At 66.4% G+C, this 19,127-nt stretch carries 19 protein-coding genes; 9 read left to right on the forward strand and 10 right to left on the reverse strand.

From position 1 onward, the window contains the following. Window positions 1-18: 18 nt before the first annotated feature. From VMT65_RS21285 to VMT65_RS21310, 6 genes are read right to left on the reverse strand one after another with little or no spacing between them, the layout of a single operon-like run. On the reverse strand, window positions 19-1,629 hold the full coding sequence (locus VMT65_RS21285; protein WP_326310055.1) for an acyl-CoA synthetase: 1,611 nt from the start codon (window positions 1,627-1,629) through the stop codon (window positions 19-21). A 24-nt stretch (window positions 1,630-1,653) separates the two neighbouring features. Beyond that, on the reverse strand, window positions 1,654-2,907 hold the full coding sequence (locus VMT65_RS21290) for a hypothetical protein (RefSeq protein ID WP_326310056.1): 1,254 nt from the start codon (window positions 2,905-2,907) through the stop codon (window positions 1,654-1,656). Continuing rightward, entirely contained in the window at window positions 2,904-3,452 is a 549-nt protein-coding gene (locus tag VMT65_RS21295; protein WP_326310057.1) for a nuclear transport factor 2 family protein, read from the reverse strand. The genes VMT65_RS21290 and VMT65_RS21295 overlap by 4 nt, the downstream gene beginning before the upstream one ends. 29 nt (window positions 3,453-3,481) lie before the next feature. Further along, window positions 3,482-3,685, reverse strand: coding sequence for a ferredoxin (locus VMT65_RS21300; RefSeq protein WP_326310058.1), 204 nt, complete (start codon window positions 3,683-3,685; stop codon window positions 3,482-3,484). Continuing rightward, a complete protein-coding gene (locus VMT65_RS21305; RefSeq protein ID WP_326310059.1) occupies window positions 3,685-4,485 on the reverse strand; it encodes an SDR family oxidoreductase in 801 nt (266 codons plus the stop codon). Before VMT65_RS21305 ends, VMT65_RS21300 begins: the two co-directional genes overlap by 1 nt. After that, window positions 4,486-5,691: a cytochrome P450 gene (locus VMT65_RS21310; RefSeq protein ID WP_326310060.1), complete on the reverse strand. Its 1,206-nt coding sequence runs from the start codon at window positions 5,689-5,691 to the stop codon at window positions 4,486-4,488. Between the two features lie 232 nt (window positions 5,692-5,923). Between VMT65_RS21310 and VMT65_RS21315 the strand changes: the two genes are divergently transcribed. From VMT65_RS21315 to VMT65_RS21340, 6 genes are read left to right on the forward strand one after another with little or no spacing between them, the layout of a single operon-like run. Beyond that, window positions 5,924-7,393, forward strand: a complete 1,470-nt coding sequence (locus VMT65_RS21315; RefSeq protein ID WP_326310061.1) for an aldehyde dehydrogenase — start codon at window positions 5,924-5,926, stop codon at window positions 7,391-7,393. 11 nt (window positions 7,394-7,404) lie between these two features. Next, window positions 7,405-8,157 carry an SDR family oxidoreductase gene (locus VMT65_RS21320; RefSeq protein ID WP_326310062.1) on the forward strand — a complete coding sequence of 251 codons (753 nt, stop codon included), beginning with the start codon at window positions 7,405-7,407 and terminating at the stop codon, window positions 8,155-8,157. Continuing rightward, entirely contained in the window at window positions 8,154-9,038 is an 885-nt protein-coding gene (locus VMT65_RS21325; RefSeq protein ID WP_326310063.1) for an NAD(P)-dependent oxidoreductase, read from the forward strand. The genes VMT65_RS21320 and VMT65_RS21325 overlap by 4 nt, the downstream gene beginning before the upstream one ends. Beyond that, complete coding sequence (locus VMT65_RS21330; protein WP_326310064.1) at window positions 9,035-9,415, forward strand: carboxymuconolactone decarboxylase family protein; 381 nt, start codon at window positions 9,035-9,037, stop codon at window positions 9,413-9,415. Before VMT65_RS21325 ends, VMT65_RS21330 begins: the two co-directional genes overlap by 4 nt. Before the next feature lie 29 nt (window positions 9,416-9,444). After that, window positions 9,445-10,917, forward strand: coding sequence for an FAD-dependent oxidoreductase (locus VMT65_RS21335; RefSeq protein WP_326310065.1), 1,473 nt, complete (start codon window positions 9,445-9,447; stop codon window positions 10,915-10,917). 14 nt (window positions 10,918-10,931) lie between these two features. Further along, window positions 10,932-11,792, forward strand: coding sequence for an LLM class F420-dependent oxidoreductase (locus tag VMT65_RS21340; RefSeq protein WP_326310066.1), 861 nt, complete (start codon window positions 10,932-10,934; stop codon window positions 11,790-11,792). Between the two features lie 182 nt (window positions 11,793-11,974). On the opposite strand, the gene VMT65_RS21345 is transcribed toward VMT65_RS21340, so the two are convergent. After that, window positions 11,975-13,432 (reverse strand): HNH endonuclease signature motif containing protein, encoded by a 1,458-nt coding sequence (locus VMT65_RS21345; RefSeq protein ID WP_326310067.1) that lies wholly within the window; start codon window positions 13,430-13,432, stop codon window positions 11,975-11,977. Window positions 13,433-13,865: 433 nt separating this feature from the next. Between VMT65_RS21345 and VMT65_RS21350 the strand changes: the two genes are divergently transcribed. Continuing rightward, complete coding sequence (locus VMT65_RS21350) at window positions 13,866-14,762, forward strand: hypothetical protein (RefSeq protein ID WP_326310068.1); 897 nt, start codon at window positions 13,866-13,868, stop codon at window positions 14,760-14,762. Window positions 14,763-14,784: 22 nt separating this feature from the next. On the opposite strand, the gene VMT65_RS21355 is transcribed toward VMT65_RS21350, so the two are convergent. Further along, on the reverse strand, window positions 14,785-15,168 hold the full coding sequence (locus tag VMT65_RS21355) for a hypothetical protein (RefSeq protein WP_326310069.1): 384 nt from the start codon (window positions 15,166-15,168) through the stop codon (window positions 14,785-14,787). A 119-nt stretch (window positions 15,169-15,287) separates the two neighbouring features. On the opposite strand from VMT65_RS21355, the gene VMT65_RS21360 reads away from it, so the two are divergent. Both VMT65_RS21360 and VMT65_RS21365 read left to right on the forward strand, forming a co-directional pair. Next, window positions 15,288-15,851 (forward strand): TetR/AcrR family transcriptional regulator, encoded by a 564-nt coding sequence (locus VMT65_RS21360; protein ID WP_326310328.1) that lies wholly within the window; start codon window positions 15,288-15,290, stop codon window positions 15,849-15,851. Window positions 15,852-15,950: 99 nt separating this feature from the next. Then, window positions 15,951-17,315: a cytochrome P450 gene (locus VMT65_RS21365; protein WP_326310070.1), complete on the forward strand. Its 1,365-nt coding sequence runs from the start codon at window positions 15,951-15,953 to the stop codon at window positions 17,313-17,315. A gap of 19 nt (window positions 17,316-17,334) precedes the next feature. Here the strand turns inward: VMT65_RS21365 and VMT65_RS21370 are convergent, their stop codons facing one another. Continuing rightward, window positions 17,335-17,823, reverse strand: coding sequence for a glutathione peroxidase (locus VMT65_RS21370; protein WP_326310071.1), 489 nt, complete (start codon window positions 17,821-17,823; stop codon window positions 17,335-17,337). A gap of 39 nt (window positions 17,824-17,862) precedes the next feature. After that, complete coding sequence (locus tag VMT65_RS21375; protein ID WP_326310072.1) at window positions 17,863-19,095, reverse strand: cytochrome P450; 1,233 nt, start codon at window positions 19,093-19,095, stop codon at window positions 17,863-17,865. Window positions 19,096-19,127 lie beyond the last annotated feature (32 nt).

Below are 19,127 nucleotides of genomic sequence, written 5' to 3' on the forward strand. Positions count from 1 at the left end.
TTCATCGAGTTTTCCCACTCACCGGGCCTCGTGATCGGGTTCCCGGGACGCGGCATAGGACTTGGCCCATCGATAGTCGGGCTTGCCGCTGGGCGTACGGGACACGGCCGACGCCAACCAGATCCGACGCGGCAGTTTGTATCCGGCCAGATGGGTCCGCACGTGCTCGGTCAGCGCCTCGAAGTCGATCGCCGCTCCGGCCGCCGACACCACCGCCGCCACCTGCTGCCCCCAGCGCTCGTGCGGCACACCGATGACGACGGCGTCGTACACCTCGGGATGGGCCTTCAGCACCGCGTCGACCTCTTCGGGAAAGACCTTCTCGCCACCGGTGTTGATGACCATATTGCCGCGCCCGATCAGCGTGACCGACCCGTCGGATTCCACCCGCGCGCGATCGTCGGTAATGACCATCCGTACGCCGTCCACCGTCCGGAACAGCTTGTCGGTCTTCACCGGATCCTTGTAGTAGCCCAGCGGGATGTTCCCGGTCTTGGCCACCCACCCCTCGCCGCCCGGCGCGACCGGATGTCCGGCGTCATCGACCACCAGCGCCCCGCGCCCGGTGGTGACCCGGGGCGCACGCGCCGGATCGTCGTCCTTCTGCGCGAATCCGATACCGCCGAAACCGGTTTCGGAGGAGCCGATGGATTCGGTGACCAGCGCGCTCGGAAACAGCTCCAGCAGCGCGTTCTTCACCGGCTGGGTGAGCTGGGCGGCCCCCGAACCAATGGAGACCAGCGACGACGCGTCCACCGGGTGGGCGCGATAGGAGTCCACCAGCGGGCGGGCAATGGCGTCACCGGTGACGACCAGCACCTGGGGCCGCTCCCGCGCCACCACCCGCCAGACCTCGTCCGGATCGAATCGCGGCTGGAACAGCACGGCATTGCCCGACCAGAGGGCGGTGAAGGTGGGCATCATGGCGGCCGCGTGGATCAGCGGCGGCAGCACGAACCAGGTCATGGGCCAATGGTTCTGAGCCGCCATACGGGACTGCTGATATTCATCGGCGACGGGTTCACCGGTATAGAAGTCGATGCCGCCGCCCAGCACCCGCCACATGTCCTCCTGCCGCCAGATCACACCCTTCGGCAGGCCGGTGGTGCCGCCGGTGTACATGATGAAGTGGTCGTCGGCGCTGCGTGGACCGAAATCGCGCTCGTCAGAACCACTTTCGAGTGCCTGCTCATACGGCACCGAATCGCTGGCCAGCCCCTCCCCGCCCTGATCGTCCTCGACCACCAGCGTGTGCCGCAACTTGGGCAGCCGCGGCCGGATCTCCTCGATCAGCGGTGCGTAGCAGCGGTGGTGCACCGACATTTCCAGGTCCGCGTTGTCATAGACGTAGCGCAGTTCCTCGGCCCGGTACCGATAGTTGATATTGACCGGCACCGCCCGAATCTTGTAGCAGCCCAACAGCGTTTCCAGCGACTCGATGCTGTTGTGCATGTGGAATCCGATATGCGTCCCCGGCCCGGCCCCGGCCGCCGCGAGGTGGTGGGCCAGCCGGTTGGCGCGGGCGTCGAGTTCGGCGAAGGTGAGCCGCCGCCCGCCCTCGATGACGGCCGTCCGGTCCGGCACGACGTCGGCGCAGTGTTCGTAGAGGTCGGCGAAGTTGCACGCCATGGCCGTTTCTCCTGATGGTTGCGGCTATAGAACGGTGAGCGGCAGCGGTGTGCCCCGGTCCGCGAAGCTGAAGCCCGCCCCGGAGCTGAACCGGGTGATGGCGACCTCGTCGGCGGTGCGGAAAGGCAGGTCGGCGCAGCGGATTTCGATGGTCAGCGCACAGTCGTCGACCTCGAGCACCCGGCAGTAGAAGCGCGGGTCGACCCCGCGCACCAGCGCGTCGAGCGGCTCGAGATGCTCGGGGTCGAGCAGGGACGCCCACGCGCCGTCGTCGACGGCACCGCAGCCGCGCCCGATCCGCAACTCCACCGAGCGCTCGCCGCCGGCGGTCGCGCTGGTCACGTCGATATCGACATAGGCGGCCGGATTGAAGGCCGGATGCACCCGCAGCACCTTGGCCAGCGCCGCGAAATCGTCACCGAGCCCGAGGGCGGCGCGCAGGCGTTCCGAGGTCAGCCCGGCGATACCGGCGAACTGTTTGCGCAGAATATCCAGGGCCACTTCGGGTTTCGTCCGGGATTCGACCGCACTGCGATAGCCGAGGGTGAGCAGATGGTGTTGCAGGCTCACCTCGTCGGCAATGCGGACGAGCGCGGAGCGGGAGAAGTCCTCGAATCGGAGATCGCTCAACAGGGGCCCCGAATAGTCTTGCTGCCCAGGGTCTTCCGGGTCGATGGGCGGCAGCACCACCCCGGCCGCCTCGGATCCGGCCACCACCTGTGCGTCCGGATGCGGGTCGGGCGGCTCGTTGGCCGGGTCGATGGTGACGGTCCACGCGCACACCGGCTTCCGGTCGGCGGGCTCACGCGGCGGGCGGTGCACCGGCCGCACCTGCGCGAACGGATTGGTCGCCAGCGCCGTCGCGTCGAAGGTCGGATCCTCGATATCGTGGCACATGGCCACCACGAACTCCGTCCCCATCGGCTCCACATCGGCCAGCGCCCCGCAGTGGTCCAAATGGAACTCCCCGTGATCGTGATCGATCACCCGGTACCGGAAGTCCATGAACTGCGGCGGCGCGCCGATATCCAGCTGGAAGCATTTGAAGATGGCGTCCACGCCGTTCCCGGTGATGTTGAGCGCCTTGCGGATTCGCCGCGTGTACACCGGACTCGCCAGTCGCCACTCGTCGATGGCGACCGCCGTCATCCCCTCCCGGCCCAGCGCGCCGAGCACATGCGCCATCCCCGACCGGTCGATCAGGTGCCCGCACAGCAGCAGTTCCGGAACCAGCCGGGCCAGCTCGGATCTGGTCAGTGATTCGTACCTGCTGTTCACCACAGGGGCACCGGCCCCTTTCCGACCGGGTACCAGCCGGGCAGCGGTTGACCCGACATGGCCCGCTCCATACGCTTGCGCATGCCGGACGAGAGGGCGTCGTTCGAGATCATCTCCACGAAAAGCGCTGTCACATTGCCGAAGTCGAAGAAGTCCCGCTGCCAGCTCCACTGGAAGTCACCGGCGTAGCGAAACCAGCTGCCGCCGATGCCCTCCGGGCTGTAGGGGCGTCCGTCCGGCCGATGCTTTTCGTTGACCTGCTTCCAGAAGCCGATGACCGAGCCGCTGCGCTCGTCCACCACGAACTCCTGGTACGGATACGTCCAGCCCTCCAGCCCGAACATCTCCTGGCCGAGCGCGATCTCCCGGATCTCGTCGCGCCCGACGGCCATGAACTCCTGCTGCGGCCCGTAGTTCCAGCCGTAGCTGGCGTCCTCGGTGTAGAAGTGCTCCAGGGGCTTCCAATCCCCTTGGGCCTCACACTGTTTGTTCTCGTCCACCCAGCGGCGGATCATCTCGTCGAGTTCATCGCGGGACCAGGCCATCTCGGCCTCCTGTCAGGGAATAGGCGGTGTCATGAATCGGCGTCGTCGTCGACCAGCGACAGCGCCTGGGTCGGGCAGTAGCGGACGGCGGCGCGCGCCGCCTCGAGATCGGCGCCGGGATCGGCGCGCAGAATCCGCACCTGCCCCTGTTTCGGCACCTCGAAGAGTTCCGGGGCCTCGTCCTGGCAGACGGCGTGGCCCTGGCAGAGGTCCAGATCGACGACGAGTCGCATCAGGCATCTCCTGTCAACGGAGCTTCGGGTGTCAACGGAGCTTCGGGTTGCACCTCGACCAACACGAGGTGCGAACCACGCGGCGTCGAGACGACCGCCGTCACCGCCGCGGCGAGATCGGCGGGCCGCAGGAAATGCGCATGCCGCGCGAATCCCCACTTCACCCAGTTCTCCAGCAGCGGCCCCACGACCTCGGGCGTGGCCTGCATGCCCATGCCGGTCAGCGTCTGGCCGGGTCGCACGATCGAGGAGCGAACCCCGGTGCCCTCCAACTCCATTCGCAGCTGGGTGGCGAAGGCCTCGACACCGGTCTTGGCCGCGTTGTACGCCCCCGCGCCCGGCCGGGCCCGCACCGCGCAGTCGGAGCCGATGATGACGAAATCACCGCGACGGCGTTCGATCATGCCCGGGAGGACCCGGTGCGCCAGGCGCTGCGCACCGACCAGGTGGACGCGGACCTGAGATTCGAACAGGTCGGGATCCATTTCCCAGCCCTTGCCGAATTCCAGGTCACCGGCACCGGACACAAGGATCTCGGTGGGGCCCAGGGCCTCCTCGGCGGCGGTGACGAATTCGTTCACCGAGCCGGTATCGGCCACGTCCAAGCGTCCGGCGAAGGCCTCACCACCCTCGGCCCTGATCTTCTCGGCGAGCGTCTCGCAGATCTCCACGCGACGCGCCCCCAGCGCCACCGGATGTCCGAGCGCCGCAAGAGCTTCCGCCGTCGCCGCCCCGATGCCGGACGAGGCACCCGCGACAATCGCCGGACGACGATCGGGATGCGGTGCGAAGCGAGCCATCTACCGAACCTCCACGCCGACGGGCAAATGCGCGAACCCGCGCACGTTCACCGAATGCACACGCTGAATCCCGGAGTCGCCGATCCCGTACGCAGCCACGCGAGTGGCGAACTCCCGCAACACGATCGACGCCTCCAGCCGGGCCAGATGCGCGCCCAGGCAGAAGTGCACGCCGCGACCGAAACTGATCAACCCACCCTTGTCGGGACGTTCGATGTCATAGCGGTCCGGATCGTGGAAGACATCGGTATCGCGGTTGGCGGACCCGACGAGCAGCAGCACCTTCGCTCCCCGCGGGATAGTGCGGCCGTAATACTCGAGGTCCGCGGCGGCGGTCCGGGCCAGGATCTGACTCGACGCGTCGTACCGCAGCGTCTCCTCCACCCAATCCGGCACCAGTTCCGGATTGGCCGCCACCTTCGCGTACTGCTCCGGATTGCGTCCGGCCCAATACAAGGCGTTCCCAAGCAGTTTGGTCGTGGTCTCGTTCCCGGCGACCACCATCAGGAACATGAAGCCGAGAATCTCCTCGTCGGCGAGTCGGTCACCGTCCGCCTCGGCGTCGAGCAAGGCCGAAGTCAGATCGTCGGTGCGCCGCCGCTTACGCGCCGCGAGCATGTCGTTGTAGTACCCCGCCAACTGCAGCGCCGCCTCCATCGCCGCGACGGGCACATCCAGCACGCCCTCCTCACGGTGCACCAACAGGTCCGCGAGCCTGCGCAATTCGGCCCGATCGGATTCCGGCACGCCCAGCAGCTCGGAGATGACATCCATCGGCACCTGCCCGGCGACCGCGTCGATCCAGTCGAAATCGCCAGCGGCCAACGCCGGTTCGAGGTATCGCAGCGTGATGGCCCGAATCCGCTCGCTCATCTCGGTGACGCGGCGCGGGGTGAAGCCCTGGTAGACCAGCTTCCGCAGCCGCAGGTGCCGCGGATCGTCCATGGCCAGAAACGACATGGTCCGCCACGCGTGCGGCCCCCAGGCGGCGGGATCCAGGGAGACCCCGTTGGCGCTGGAGAGCCGCACATTGTCGCGGAATCCGGCGGCCACATCGACGTGCCGCGACAGCGCCCAGAAGTCGAGATCCGGATGGTGGTACAGCGGGGCCTCGGTGCGCAGCCGCTGATACACGGGATACGGATCCTCGTGCACGCGGTAGTCGTAGGGGTCGAACAACAGCGGCTCGACGGAGGCTGCGGTCATCGTGTCGGCACCTCGTATTCGATAACGCGTTCATCTGCTCTGACGAACGATTTCCAGCAACGGAGACACATAGCTGGACATGTGTCTGTACGGTACTAGCGACGGGATCACCTGACAACGGAATCCCGAATCCGATATGGCGACGGGGCGACAAACTGAAACAGGTTCTTGCGCGTCCACGAGCCACGAACCTATAGTCCGTACACGTGTCCGGACAGCATGGGAGCTACCTATGAGCCCGAGCGATCTCGTCCCCGACGGCGGTTCGCAGTTGCTGATCGGCGGCAAACTGACGCCCGGCGGCGGCGGTGTGTTCACCACCGTCGACCCGGCCACCGGGGCACCCCTCGGCCACGCCGCCAATGCCGACGCCGCCGATATGGACGCGGCCATCGCCGCGGCCCGCACGGCATTCGACACCACGGACTGGTCGCGCGACCCGGGTTTTCGCGCGACCAGCCTCCGGCAACTCCGCGACGCATTGCGCAACCACCTCGAGGAACTGCGCGAAATCACCATCGCCGAGGTCGGCGCACCGCGCATGCTGACCTCCGGGCCGCAGCTGGAAGGCCCGATCACCGATCTCGGCTACTTCGCGGACCTGGCCGAAAACTACGAGTGGGAAACCGATCTCGGCATCGCCTCGCCCATGGGCATCAAGAGCTCGCGCACGCTGCGCCGCGAACCCATCGGCGTCGTCGGGGCGATCACGCCCTGGAACTTCCCGCATCAGATCAACTTCGCCAAGCTGGGTCCCGCGCTGGCGGCGGGCACCACGGTGGTGCTGAAACCCGCGCCCGACACCCCCTGGGTCGCGGCGGCGGTGGGCCGAATCATTGCCGAGGAGACCGACATTCCGGCCGGTGTAGTCAATATCGTCACCTCGGACGATCACGGGCTGGGCGCGCAGCTGGTCACCGATCCGCGGGTGGACATGATCTCGTTCACCGGGTCGACGGCCACCGGCAAGACGGTCATGGCCGCGGCGGCGGCGTCGCTGAAGAAGGTCTTCCTGGAACTCGGCGGCAAGTCCGCGTTCATCGTGCTGGACGACGCGGATATCGCGGCGGCGGCCAGCTACGCGGCCTTCGGGGTCTGCGTGCATGCCGGGCAGGGCTGTGCGATCAGCACGCGGCTGCTGGTACCGCGGGAACTTCACGACCAGGCGGTCGAGGCGGCAGCGCGAACCCTGGCCAATATCAAGCCCGGTAATCCCGCCAAGCCCGGAACCGTCTGCGGCCCCGTCATTTCCGAGCGCCAACTGGCCCGCATCGAGCGCTACCTGGATATCGCCCGCGCGGAAGGCGGCACCATCGTCACCGGCGGCAACCGCCTCGACGGGCCCGGCTGGTTCATCGAACCGACGTTGATCACCGGCCTGCCCAACAGCTCCCGTGTCGCACAGGAGGAGATCTTCGGTCCCGTCCTCACCGTCATCCCCCATGACGGCGACGCCGATGCCGTTCGTATCGCCAATGATTCGCCCTACGGCCTGTCCGGCTCGGTGTGGGGCCGCGACCCGGAGCGACTGCGCACCGTGGTGGCCGGCGTCCGCACCGGAACGCTCAGCGTGAACGGCGGCGTCTGGTATTCCGCCGACGCCCCCTTCGGCGGCTACAAGCAGTCCGGCCTGGGCCGGGAAATGGGCGTCCTCGGCTTCGAGGAATACACCGAGACCAAACTCATCGCGACCGGCTGCTGAGGAGCACTGACATGAGCCGTTTCACCGACAGGACGATCATCGTCACCGGAGCAGCCCGCGGCATCGGCGCGGCCTACGCCCGGGCCCTGGCCGCCGAGGGCGCGAAAGTCGTTGTCGCCGACCTGAATAGCGAACTGGGCGAATCCGTCGCCAAGGAGATCACCGCCGATGGCGGCCGTGCCGTCTTCGCCCAGCTCGACGTGGCCGATCCGGCCTCGGCCAAGGCCGTCGTGGACTTCACCGTCGCCGAGTTCGGCGGCATCAACCACCTGGTCAACAATGCCGCCATCTACGGCGATATGAAGCTCGACATCCTGCTGACCGTGCCGTGGGATTACTACAAGAAGTTCATGGCCGTGAATCTCGACGGCGCGCTGAACATGACCCGCGCGGTGTACAAGCACATGGCGAAGGCGGGCGGCGGTTCGATCGTCAACCAGTCCTCTACCGCGGCGTGGACCTACTCCGGCTTCTACGGCTTGGCCAAGGCCGGAATCAACAGCCTGACACAGCAATTGGCGCACGAGCTGGGTCACTCCAAGATCCGCGTGAACGCCATCGCGCCCGGCCCGACCGATACCGAGGCCACCCGCAGCATCGTGCCGGAACAGTTCGTGGATCAGCTGGTGAACCAGATGGCGCTCAAACGGCTGGGCACGACCGAGGACATGGTCGGGGCGTGCCTGTACCTGCTGTCCGACGATGCCGCGTGGGTGACCGGGCAGGTTCTGAACGTCGATGGCGGGCAGGTCTTCCGGCCATGAGCGAAACTCCGGAATTCTCGGTAGGTTTCATCGGCCTGGGCAATATGGGCGCGCCGATGGCACAGCGTCTGGTCGATTGGCCGGGCGGGCTGGTCGTCTGCGACATGCGCCCGGATGCGTTGCAGCCGTTCGCCGATGCGGGAGCCACGCTCGCGAACTCCCCCGCCGAGCTGGCCGAACGCTGCCGCGTCATCTCCATCGCGGTCCTCGACGACGAGCAGGTCCGCTCGGTCGTCACCGGGCCGGACGGAGTACTGATGACCGCCAAACCCGGCACCGTCATCGCCGTCCACTCGACCATCTCCGATACCACCGCCGTCGAGCTCGCCGCCGAATGCGCCTCGCAGGGTGTCGAATTCGTCGACGCCCCCATCAGTGGCGGCGCACCCGCCGCGCAAAAGGGCGCACTGGCGATCATGGTCGGCGGCAGTGACACCGCCTTCGAAACCGTCCGCGACCCATTCGCCCGCTTCGGCTCGCTCGTCATCCACGCCGGCGACGTCGGCGCGGGCACTCGAATGAAGCTGGCGCGCAACCTCCTCCACTTCGTCGCCTTCACCGCGGCCGCCGAGGCCCAGCGCCTGGCCGAGGCCGCGGGCCTGGACATCACCGCCCTCGGCAAGGTGGTCCGCCACTCCGACTCCCACACCGGCGGCCCCGGCGCGATCATGCTGCGCAAGACCACCGCCCCGGTCGCCGCCGACGACTTCTGGTTCCCCATCCTCGGCCACGTCCGCGACCTCGGCGAGAAGGATCTTGCCCTGGCCCTCGACCTGGCCGGCCGACTGGATGTGGATCTGCCACTGGCACAACGGGCATTGCACGACCTGGGCACCGGACTCGGCGTGGGACCCGGCCCGATCGCGAAGGAGAACTCATGACCGACGAACAGCTGCCGTCCGAGACGAGGCAGCGGGGATTGAAGACGATGTCGGAGGTATACGGCTTCGATCTCCCGAACCTGACCGGTGATCCGTTCTACGAGGTCACCGTCGACCACCTCTTCGCCGACATCTGGAACCGGCCCAGCGACCTGTCGATGCGCGATCGTCGGCTGTTGCTGCTCGGAGCCATTACCGCACAGGGCCATTCGGAAATCGCCGAGATCCAGGTGGGCGCGGCCCTGCGCAATGGCGAACTCGACGCCGACCAGCTGCGCGAGATCGCGGTCTTCCTGGCCCACTACGTGGGCTGGCCCGCCGCCACCAAACTCGACGGAGTCATTCGCAAGACGCTCGCCAAGGACAAGAAGAAGTAATCCCTACCCGCAGTAAGGAATTCACAGATATGGCGGAATCGCCTACCGTCCGCCCGCTCCCCGCGAGCGAGGTCGAGACCTGGGACCATGAGGCCGATGTGGTGGTCGTGGGCTTCGGCATCGCCGGGGTGTGCGCGGCCATCGAGGCGGCCCGCTCCGGGGCCGACGTCCTGGTGCTCGAACGCACCGGCGGCTGGGGCGGCGCGGCCGCCATGTCCGGCGGATTCATCTACCTCGGCGGCGGCACCGCGCTGCAGCGCAAGCTGGGCTTCGAGGACACCGCCGAGAACATGGAGAAATTCCTGACCGCCGCCCTCGGCCCCGGCGTGGACAAGGCCAAGATCCACGATTACTGCCAGGGCAGCGTGGAGCACTTCAATTGGCTGGTCGCCCAGGGTGTCCCGTTCAAGGAGGAATTCTGGGGCGAGCCCGGCTACGAGCCGCCCGCCGACCAGGGCCTCATGTACTCCGGCGGCGAGAACGCCGCACCCTTCAAGGACCTCGTTCCACCCGCCCCGCGCGGCCACCTGGCTTGGACCAAGGACAAGAAGCTGGGCGAGAAGGGTGGCGGCTACATGCTCATGGAGCCGCTCGCCCAGAAGGCGGACGAACTGGGAGTCCGCCACGAATACGACGTCCGCATGCGACGCCTCATCACCGACGACTCCGGCCGCGTGGTCGGCGTGGCCGCCACCCGCTACGGCAAGCCCGTCCACGTGCGCGCCGAACGCGGCGTCGTCCTGGCCACCGGCAGCTTCGCCTACAACCACGCCATGGTGGAACGCTTCGCGCCCAAGATCGCCGGACGCCCCACCGCCACCGTCGAGGAACACGACGGCATCGGCATCCAGGTGGCGCAGGCGCTGGGTGCGGACCTCGCGCACATGGATGCCACCGAGGTCGCCTTGGTGGTGGACCCGCAGTTGGTAGCCCGCGGCATCCTGGTCAACGGCCGCGGCCAGCGCTTCATCACCGAGGACACCTACGCCGGTCGCATGGGCCAGGCGGTTCTCCAGAACCAGGACAATCAGGCCTACCTGGTGATCGACGAGATCGCGCTGGAGGAGGCCATGGAAACCCAGTCCTCGCTGTCGTTCCTGCGCGTCGCGCCGACCTGGGTGGCCGAGACGGTCGCCGAATTGGAGAGCGAGATGGGGCTGCCCGAGAACACCTTGCAGTCGACCATCGACCTCTACAACCATCACGCCGAGAAGGGCGAGGATCCCTTCCTGGGCAAGAAGGCCGAGTGGGTCAAACCCATTCGCACTCCCCTCGGCGCGTACGACTTGCGCGGCTACACCGGCGGTTTCACCCTCGGCGGCCTGCGCACCGATCTGGATTCCCGGGTCCTGCACGTCTCCGGCGAGCCCATCCCCGGCCTCTACGCCGCCGGGCGGGTCACCTCCGGCATCTGCGCCGGTGGATACGCCTCCGGCTGTTCCCTCGGCGATGGCAGCTTTTACGGCCGTCGTGCCGGTGTCGCCGCTGCCAAGCAGCTCTGAAAGGACCTACCCCCATGCGATTCGGCATCGTTCTCTTCACCAGCGATCGCGGCATCACCCCCGCGGCCGCCGCCAAGGCCGCCGAGGAACGCGGCTTCGACTCGTTCTTCGTTCCCGAGCACACGCACATTCCCGTCAAACGCGAAGCGGCACACCCGCAGACGGGTGACTCGAGCCTGCCCGACGATCGCTACATGCGGACGTTGGACCCGTGGGTGGCCTTGGGCACGGCCGCTGCGGTCACCTCGCGGATCGAATTGTCCACAGCGGTAGCGCTTCCCACCGAGAGCGACTGCATCACCCTGGCCAAGACGATCGCGACCCTGGACCACCTGTCCGGGGGACGCGTCACGCTTGGGGCCGGGTTCGGCTGGAACACCGACGAGCTCACCGACCACGGTGTGCCCGGCAACAAGCGGCGCACGGTTCTCCGGGAATACATCGAGGCCATGCGGGCTCTGTGGACCGAGGAAGAGGCCTCTTACGCAGGCGATTTCGTCAAGTTCGGGCCGAGCTGGGCTTGGCCGAAGCCGGTCCAGTCTCACATCCCCCTGCTGATCGGCGCGGGCGGCACCGAGAAGACGTTCAAGTGGATTGCCCGCTCGGGCGACGGCTGGATCACGACTCCTTATGAATCCGACGTCTCCGCCTCGACTTCTCTGCTCATGAAGCACTGGGAAGAGGCGGGCCGATCAGGAGCTCCGCGCGTCGTAGCCCTGGCCTACAAACCGAACGCCGAACAACTCGAATCCTGGTCAGCCGCAGGCGTAACCGACGTCCTGTATGGACTCCCCGACAAATCGGAATCGGAGGTCCTCGCCTACCTAGACCGCTTGGCCGGAAAGCTATCTCCTTTGGGTCTTTCGAATCTTTAAAAGGTGATCCGTGCAGTCCGTGCGCCGGGATGGGAGTTACGGCTCCCAACCCGGCGTCAGCCCAAGTCCGGTAGGGCAGGCGACGCAACCACACTCCCGGTACCTGCCATCGGGAGGATTCCAGTCGTCAGTCATCCACCCAAGTAGTCTTCCCCCGGGTTACCTGACCTCGAGCATCTGAATCACATATTGCGCCGGGCCCGCCAGAACGCGCGCCGCTGAGATGGCGTGCAATAAACGTGCACCATCTCCATCAGCCCGTTGATCACCGGCCCCGGATCAATGAACGGACTGATGGTCTCAGCATCCGGCACCCCGCCAGCGGTCACCGGCGCGACGGGCTCACTGGGAAACAAGAACGGCGTCCCTTCAGGTGTAGTGGTGACCGAATCCCCAGTAGGCGTGCGCCATTCCACCTCCCGCCCGGGATGGTGTGTGACCTGCCAGCCATTGCGACGATTATCCGCAAGAGTCTTGAGCCGATGATGCCGTCGACACCGCGCGCCGAGATTACTTTCGATGGTCCGACCCCCGCTGACCGGATCGTCATGATCGAACCGATCCTGATGATCGAGATCGGTATCCGCCGCCGGAACCTGACACCCCGGCGCCCGACAAATCCCATCCAGCGCACGCACCCGCCCAGCCATCCGAGCACCCGGCCGGTACCGCAATTCGGTGTTCTCACTGGCATTTTCGACCGGTGCGGGAGCAGCAGCGTCCGTCCCGCTGGCCTCAGTGATGATCTCGAAGCGAGCGTGCCGCGCGATCTGACGCGCAAGGTCGGCATCAATAGCACCGAACCCCGCCAGCAGCCCCGGGTTATCCCGCAGCCCCGCAAGGGTTTCCGCCGACACACCCACCTGCACCAGCGCCTTCCGTGCCACCGGCAGCTCCGCATCACTGTCCGCACGCGGGCAATCCGCCCGTCCGCACAGGCAGCTCAGCCGCCCACTGCCATCAGCGAGCGCGACCAAAGCATCAGCGCGCCGCTGATTCTGAGTGCGCGGATCCTCCCCACACACCTGAGTGCAAGCCATCTCCCGCAACCGCTCGTACAGTGTCCGCCCACCCGCCGCAGGCAACACCGCGTCCACCACAGCGGTCCCGTTATCGGCAGCATTGACACTGACATACCGCTCGGCCTCGGCCTCCTTGCGCCGCACAGCCTGCCCCTCCGGATCGGCCTCGGCAATCCACCGCCGAGCAGTACGCCGAACCCGCTGCGGGTCAGCCTTTTCCGCCAACGCAACAACCTTGGGCTCGAGTTCCGCAAGCAGCTCCTCGGACACATTGGTGAGCGTCTCGCTGATAGCCCGCACCCGAGGCAGATCAATCCGCCCCTCCGCGAACGCCCTCCCCGCCGACGGATACCGATGCTTGAGCCCCAACCCCAACCCGATCAAATTGTCGGCAGACCGCTGCGAAACCTTGAGCGCCACCCCAATCTCGGTAGCCGCATCCTCCCCCGCATGCGCCAGCCCCACCCCCAATTCAACCTGCTGCGCCCGCCGAGTCTCATACAACAACGTCATCAACGCCGTCTCCTCAGCCTGCAACACAGCAATCTCCGAGTGCACCACACGAAGCCGCTCCACCACCTCCTCAGCAGCGGCCAATTCATCAGCGATTTCACTCATAACATCGATCATAGTTTCGAAACATCCGACACAACAGCATGATCGACACAACACACCGCGTAAATCACTGGCTATCAATAGAATTCAACTCGGGCCCGCGAAGGCAATTCGCGCGTTGATTCGGTCCGCCGACACCATAAGACTGCCCGGTCCGCAAATTACTCCGGCCAGCCTTAAGCTTCGCCGAGTGAATGAACGTGAAGCCAGCCCGATGCGTTATCCGGGCTGGGAGCAAGACCAGGTGCCACCCGGAGATCCGAGCGACACCACGGCGGCGGAATTCGGTCCGCTACCACCAATTCCACCCTTGGAACAGCCGCACGCCGTGTTCACGGCGCAGCCGGACACAGCCGTACGCCTAGGGATGGCCCTAGCGAATTGGGGGCAGCGGAGCCCAATTTCATGGGTGTGGTTCGTTCTACTGTGGGGCGGAGTGGCCGGAGTGATCACGCTTTTTCTTGGACGCGACGGCGCGATCCTCGGCGCGATGGTCTTCGCGGCGAGTCTGGTGGCCCGCCTAACCGGTAAAGGTAGCGTGGTCCGGAGATACACCAACCTCGCGAAAGCGAACTTCGTTCCCGGCCAGGTGCAGGCCATCCGTTTCGGACCGGATGCCCTGGATACCAGCAGCTCTCGGGGCCGCACCAGGATGTACTACAGCGATATTCGATCCGTATACACCGGCTACCCCGGCGCGGTGGTGTTGCGCTACCGGGGAGGCCTGTTAGCACTCCCCCAGCAGCTGCTCCCCGAGTGGAGCATCGGGCTCATCACCGCCGCCCGGCGCGGCGGCGGACCCGTGAATGAATCGGCGGTCACCGAACTGCCGCCCATTCCGACCGTCGAAAAGCCGACCGCAACCTTCGTCGCCCGAACCGACACGGCCGGGCGAATGGCCCGCACCCACACCCCGTATGCCCTGCGCCCGTTGCTGGGCACGGCCCTCGCCTTGGCAGCTATGCCCCTCGGAGTCGCGCTACTCGCACACAACCGGTTGGGGATCGCGATAGTGCTCGCCCTCTTAGTGGTGATCGCGGGATTCCTGGCAATGGTGGCGGTGACAACCCTGCGCCAGCTAACCGAGTCGTACGGCCTGGCCGTGCCACCCGGTCTGCCACTCACCGTCCGCTACGGCTCGGACGCAGTCGATTTCCAGCAGGCCGGCGCCTGGACCAGGACTCCCTATTCGTCAATCCGCTCGATCACGCTGCGCGGCCCGATCGCCGTAGTGACCACCACTCGCCCCACCGTGTGCCCCCGGGAACTGATCCCGGACCATGCCCTCGCACACATGTGCGCGGTGAACCCGCGCATCGTTGTCAAACGCTGACCACGGGCGCTGAGGGATTCGTCTAGTTGCAGGCGGCGAGGCGCTGGAGGATGCGGACGGGGCCGACGGTGGCGAGGTCACGGTATTTGCCGCCGAGCAGGATTCGGCGGTGGAGGTCGTCGGCATTCCGGAGGGCGAGCAGGCCGCCGCCTGCGATCCAATGGCCCCAGTCGGCATAGGCGCGGGTGGCGGTCGATTCGGAGTCCGGGTCGAGGATGAGGAGTAGGCGCAGCGGGGTGCGCCAGGCCGCGACCGCTTCGCGGTAGGAATTTGGGTCGGCTGATTCGACGGCGGTCGCGACTTCCAGGATGGTGCCGTTACCGATGTATGGGCGCACAGCGTCGGCGATTTGCTCGGGGAGTGCGGGTAATTCGCGAACCACGGCAGTCAGCATCGGGGAGGTCATTCGAAAGCCTTTCTCCACGATGCTCATTCATGCGGATTCGGTATACCGCGAGTTGCTCGGCGGGCTTGACCATAGTAGCATCCGGACACGTGTCTGATCCCTATTCCGCCCGCTCAGCGGTGAGCATGGAGGCCACTCGGCGGCGGCTCACCGAGAAGCAGGCCGATACCGTGGACAGGCTGACGCGGGCGGCCATGGATGTGCTGTCGCGGGAGGGGTTCGCCGGGTTGACCGTGCGGATGGTGGCGGCGCAGGCCGGGGTGGGTACGGCTACCGCGTATACCTACTTCAGCTCCAAGGAACACCTGGTCGCGGAGATGTTCTGGCGGCGACTGGCCGCGACGGACCCGCCGCCGGAGGACGGATCCGATTCGACCGCGCGGGTTTTGGCCGTGCTGCGGCAGATCGCCATGCTGATGGCCGACGAGCCGACCCTGGCCGGTGCGGTGACGGCCGCGCTGCTGGGCACCGATCCCGATGTGGCGCATCTGCGGCTGCGAATCGGCAGTGAGATCCGGCGGCGGTTGATCGACGCGTTGGGCGGCGACGCCGATCCCGAACTCGTCGAAACACTGGAAATGATCTACGCGGGCGCACTGGTCCGCGCGGGCATGGGTTACGCGTCCTACGCCGAAATTGCCGAGCGGATGGAGAAATCCGCGCTGCGCATCCTGAAACCCTGAAACAACCATTCCGGAATATCTCGCGATTTCACGAGATCCCTTGCCGGGCAATGCCTTCCGTAGTACCGTCTGGACAGGTGTCTATCCGGGAGGTCACAGATGACCCTGGTCAAACCGCGCGCGGTATCCGGTGGCGAGCATGAGCACGGCCACCTCGAGGAGTTCCGCACCGACCCCATCGCCCTCATGGCGCGGGTCCGGGAGGAATGCGGTGATATCGGCTCGTTCCGATTGGCGGATCGCGACGTCATCCTGCTGACGGGCGCGCAGGCCAACGAGTTCTTCTTCCGCGCCAGCGATGACGAGCTGGATCAGGCCGCGGCCTATCCGTTCATGAAGCCCATCTTCGGCGAGGGCGTGGTCTTCGACGCGCCGCCCGAGCGCCGCAAGGAGATGTTGCACAACACCGCCCTGCGCGCCGAGCAGATGCGCGGCCACGCCACCACCATCGCCCGCGAGGTGGATCGCATGCTGGCCCGCTGGGGTGACGAGGGCGAGATCGATCTGCTCGAATTCTTCGCCGAACTCACCATTTACACGTCCTCGGCCTGCCTGATCGGCACCAAGTTCCGCGAGGAGCTCGACGACCGCTTCGCGCACCTGTACCACGAACTCGAGCGCGGCACCGACGCGTACTGCTACGTGGACCCCTACGCCCCCATCGAGAGCTTCCGCCGCCGCGACGAGGCCCGCTGGGAGCTGGTGAAACTGGTGCGGCACATCATGGCCGGGCGGCTCGCGAACCCGCCGCGGGGCAAGGACGACCGGGACATGCTCGACGTGCTGGTCTCCATCCCCGACGAGCAAGGGCGGCCGCGGTTCTCGGCCAGCGAGATCACCGGCATCTTCATCTCGATGATGTTCGCGGGCCACCACACGACATCCGGAACGGCCGCCTGGACGATCATCGAATTGCTCAGGCACCCGGATGTCCTGGAGCGCGTCGTCACCGAACTCGACGACCTCTACGCCGACGGCAAGGACGTGAGTTTCCATGCCCTGCGCCAGATTCCGACGCTGGAGGCGGTGCTCAAGGAGGCGCTACGCCTACACCCGCCGCTCATCATCCTCATGCGCGTCGCCCGCGAGGAGTTCGAGGTCTGCGGTCACCGCATCGATCCCGGTGACCTGGTGGCCGCGAGTCCCGCTGTCTCCAACCGGATTCCGGAGGCATTCCCGAATCCGGAGCGCTTCGACCCGGGCCGCTACATCGATCCCAATCAAGAGGATCTGGCCAATCGCTGGACCTGGATCCCCTTCGGCGCGGGACGGCACCGCTGCGTCGGCGCGGCCTTCGCGCTCATGCAGCTCAAGGCGATCTTCTCGATCCTGTTGCGGGACTGGGAATTCGAGTTGGCCCAGCCGTCGGACAGCTACCGCAACGACCACTCGAAGATGGTGGTCCAGCTGCAACAGCCGTGCGCGGTGCGGTACCGCCGCCGCGTACGGCCGTCGGCAAGCTGACTACAGTGCCACCTCGGTCTCAGAGGGCCGCCTCGATGGCGGAGACCACCGCCGGATCCTTCGGCTCGGTGCGCGGCCGGAACCGACCCAGCACGGTTCCGTCACGTCCGATCAGGAACTTCTCGAAGTTCCACTGAATATCCCCGGCCTCACCCGAGGCGTCGGCGACGGTGGTGAGGGCCTGGTACAGCGGAATCCGGCCCTCGCCGTTCACGTCGGACTTCTCCAACAGCGGGAAATCCACTCCGTAAGTGGTGGAACAGAATTCGGCGATCTCCTCCGCCGTGCCCGGCTCCTGGCCCATGAACTGATTGCACGGCACGCCGACCACGGTGAAACCCTGCGGCCCGTAGGTCTGCTGCAGTTCGACCAGGCCGGTGTACTGCGGGGTGAGCCCGCACTTGGAGGCGACATTGACCAGCAGCACGACCTTGTCGCCCGCCAGTTCGGCGAGCGTCGTGGGCTTATCGGTCAGGGTGCGCAGCGAAATCTCGCGAAGATTGGTCACGAATACCGATCCTAGAACGGGTTCGGCGGGGTGCGCGGTTCAGGAGTAGCGCACCTGCCAGTGTTTGATGCCGTTGATCCAGCCCGACCGCAGCCGCTGCGGCGGCGCGACCTCGGCGATCCCCGGCATGGCGTCGGCAAGGGCATTGAACATGAGATCGATTTCGAGCCGCGCCAGGTTCGCGCCCACACAGAAATGGTTTCCGGTGCCGCCGAATCCGACGTGCGGATTCGGGTCGCGCAGCACATTGAACGAGAAGGGATCGTCGAAGACCTCCTCGTCGAAATTGGCCGAACTGTAGAACAATCCGACCCGCTGACCCTCCAGGATCTTCTGCCCGCCGAGTTCGGTGTCCTGCGTGGCGGTGCGCTGGAATGCCGTCACCGGGGTCGCCCAGCGCACGATTTCGTCGGGCGCGGTGCGCGGGCGCTGCTCCCGGTACAGCTCCCACTGTTCCGGGTTGTCCACAAAGGCTTTCATGCCGTGCGCGATGGCATTGCGGGTGGTCTCGTTGCCCGCCACCGACAGCAGGATGACGAAGAATCCGAATTCGTCGGAGCCCAGCGCCTCGCCGTCCACATCCGCGGTCACCAATTGGCTGACGATGTCCTCGGCCGGACAGGACTTGCGTTGTTCGGCCATGTTGTAGGCGTACCCGAGCAGTTCGGCGTTGGCGGTCATGTTCTGGCCCGCGAATTCCGGATCGTCGTAGTTGAGCAGCTGATTCGACCAGGTGAACAGCTTGTGCCGGTCGTCCTGCGGCACGCCCAGCAGTTCCGCGATCGCCTGCAGCGGCAGTTCGCAAGCCACCTGCGCGACGAAATCGCCGCCGCCGCTCGCCTTCGCCTCCCGCACAATCTTTTCCGCGCGGGCGGTGAGCGCGGCCCGCAGGCCCTCGATGGCGCGGGGCGTGAAGCCCTTGGAGACAATGCGCCGAATCTTGGTGTGCTTGGGCGGATCCATATTCACCAGCAGCGCCTCGCGCCCCAACTCCAACTGTTCGGGTTGGGAGTCGGCCGGCATTCTGATGATGGAACCCTTGCGATTCGAGGACCAGAGTTCCGGTTTCCGGGATATCTCCTTGACGTCCTCGTGGCGGGTAATCACCCAATAGCCGTCGTCGTCCATGGGCGCCGCCTGCGCGGGGGTCTGCGCATTCCACCAGACCGGTGCGGTACGCCGCAGCAGCGCGAACTCCTCGGCGGGGCTATGGTCGGCCCACAGCGCGGGATCGGTGAAGTCGAATCCGGCCGGTAATGACGGAACAGACACTGTTCCTCCTCGGGCAAGGTGCCGCTATGATC

The organism is Nocardia sp. CDC153 (assembly GCF_035818515.1).
Taxonomy (GTDB): domain Bacteria; phylum Actinomycetota; class Actinomycetes; order Mycobacteriales; family Mycobacteriaceae; genus Nocardia.

Excerpts from the sequence above, each read along its gene's own strand:
- VMT65_RS21340 (WP_326310066.1), top strand. The coding sequence starts at position 10,932 with ATGCGATTCGGCATCGTTCTCTTCACCAGCGATCGCGGCATCACCCCC.
- VMT65_RS21345 (WP_326310067.1), bottom strand. The coding sequence starts at position 13,432 with ATGAGTGAAATCGCTGATGAATTGGCCGCTGCTGAGGAGGTGGTGGAG.
- VMT65_RS21325 (WP_326310063.1), top strand. The coding sequence starts at position 8,154 with ATGAGCGAAACTCCGGAATTCTCGGTAGGTTTCATCGGCCTGGGCAAT.
- VMT65_RS21365 (WP_326310070.1), top strand. The coding sequence starts at position 15,951 with ATGACCCTGGTCAAACCGCGCGCGGTATCCGGTGGCGAGCATGAGCAC.
- VMT65_RS21295 (WP_326310057.1), bottom strand. The coding sequence starts at position 3,452 with ATGGCCTGGTCCCGCGATGAACTCGACGAGATGATCCGCCGCTGGGTG.
- VMT65_RS21300 (WP_326310058.1), bottom strand. The coding sequence starts at position 3,685 with ATGCGACTCGTCGTCGATCTGGACCTCTGCCAGGGCCACGCCGTCTGC.
- VMT65_RS21310 (WP_326310060.1), bottom strand. The coding sequence starts at position 5,691 with ATGACCGCAGCCTCCGTCGAGCCGCTGTTGTTCGACCCCTACGACTAC.
- VMT65_RS21330 (WP_326310064.1), top strand. The coding sequence starts at position 9,035 with ATGACCGACGAACAGCTGCCGTCCGAGACGAGGCAGCGGGGATTGAAG.
- VMT65_RS21315 (WP_326310061.1), top strand. The coding sequence starts at position 5,924 with ATGAGCCCGAGCGATCTCGTCCCCGACGGCGGTTCGCAGTTGCTGATC.
- VMT65_RS21285 (WP_326310055.1), bottom strand. The coding sequence starts at position 1,629 with ATGGCGTGCAACTTCGCCGACCTCTACGAACACTGCGCCGACGTCGTG.
- VMT65_RS21305 (WP_326310059.1), bottom strand. The coding sequence starts at position 4,485 with ATGGCTCGCTTCGCACCGCATCCCGATCGTCGTCCGGCGATTGTCGCG.
- VMT65_RS21335 (WP_326310065.1), top strand. The coding sequence starts at position 9,445 with ATGGCGGAATCGCCTACCGTCCGCCCGCTCCCCGCGAGCGAGGTCGAG.
- VMT65_RS21320 (WP_326310062.1), top strand. The coding sequence starts at position 7,405 with ATGAGCCGTTTCACCGACAGGACGATCATCGTCACCGGAGCAGCCCGC.
- VMT65_RS21355 (WP_326310069.1), bottom strand. The coding sequence starts at position 15,168 with ATGACCTCCCCGATGCTGACTGCCGTGGTTCGCGAATTACCCGCACTC.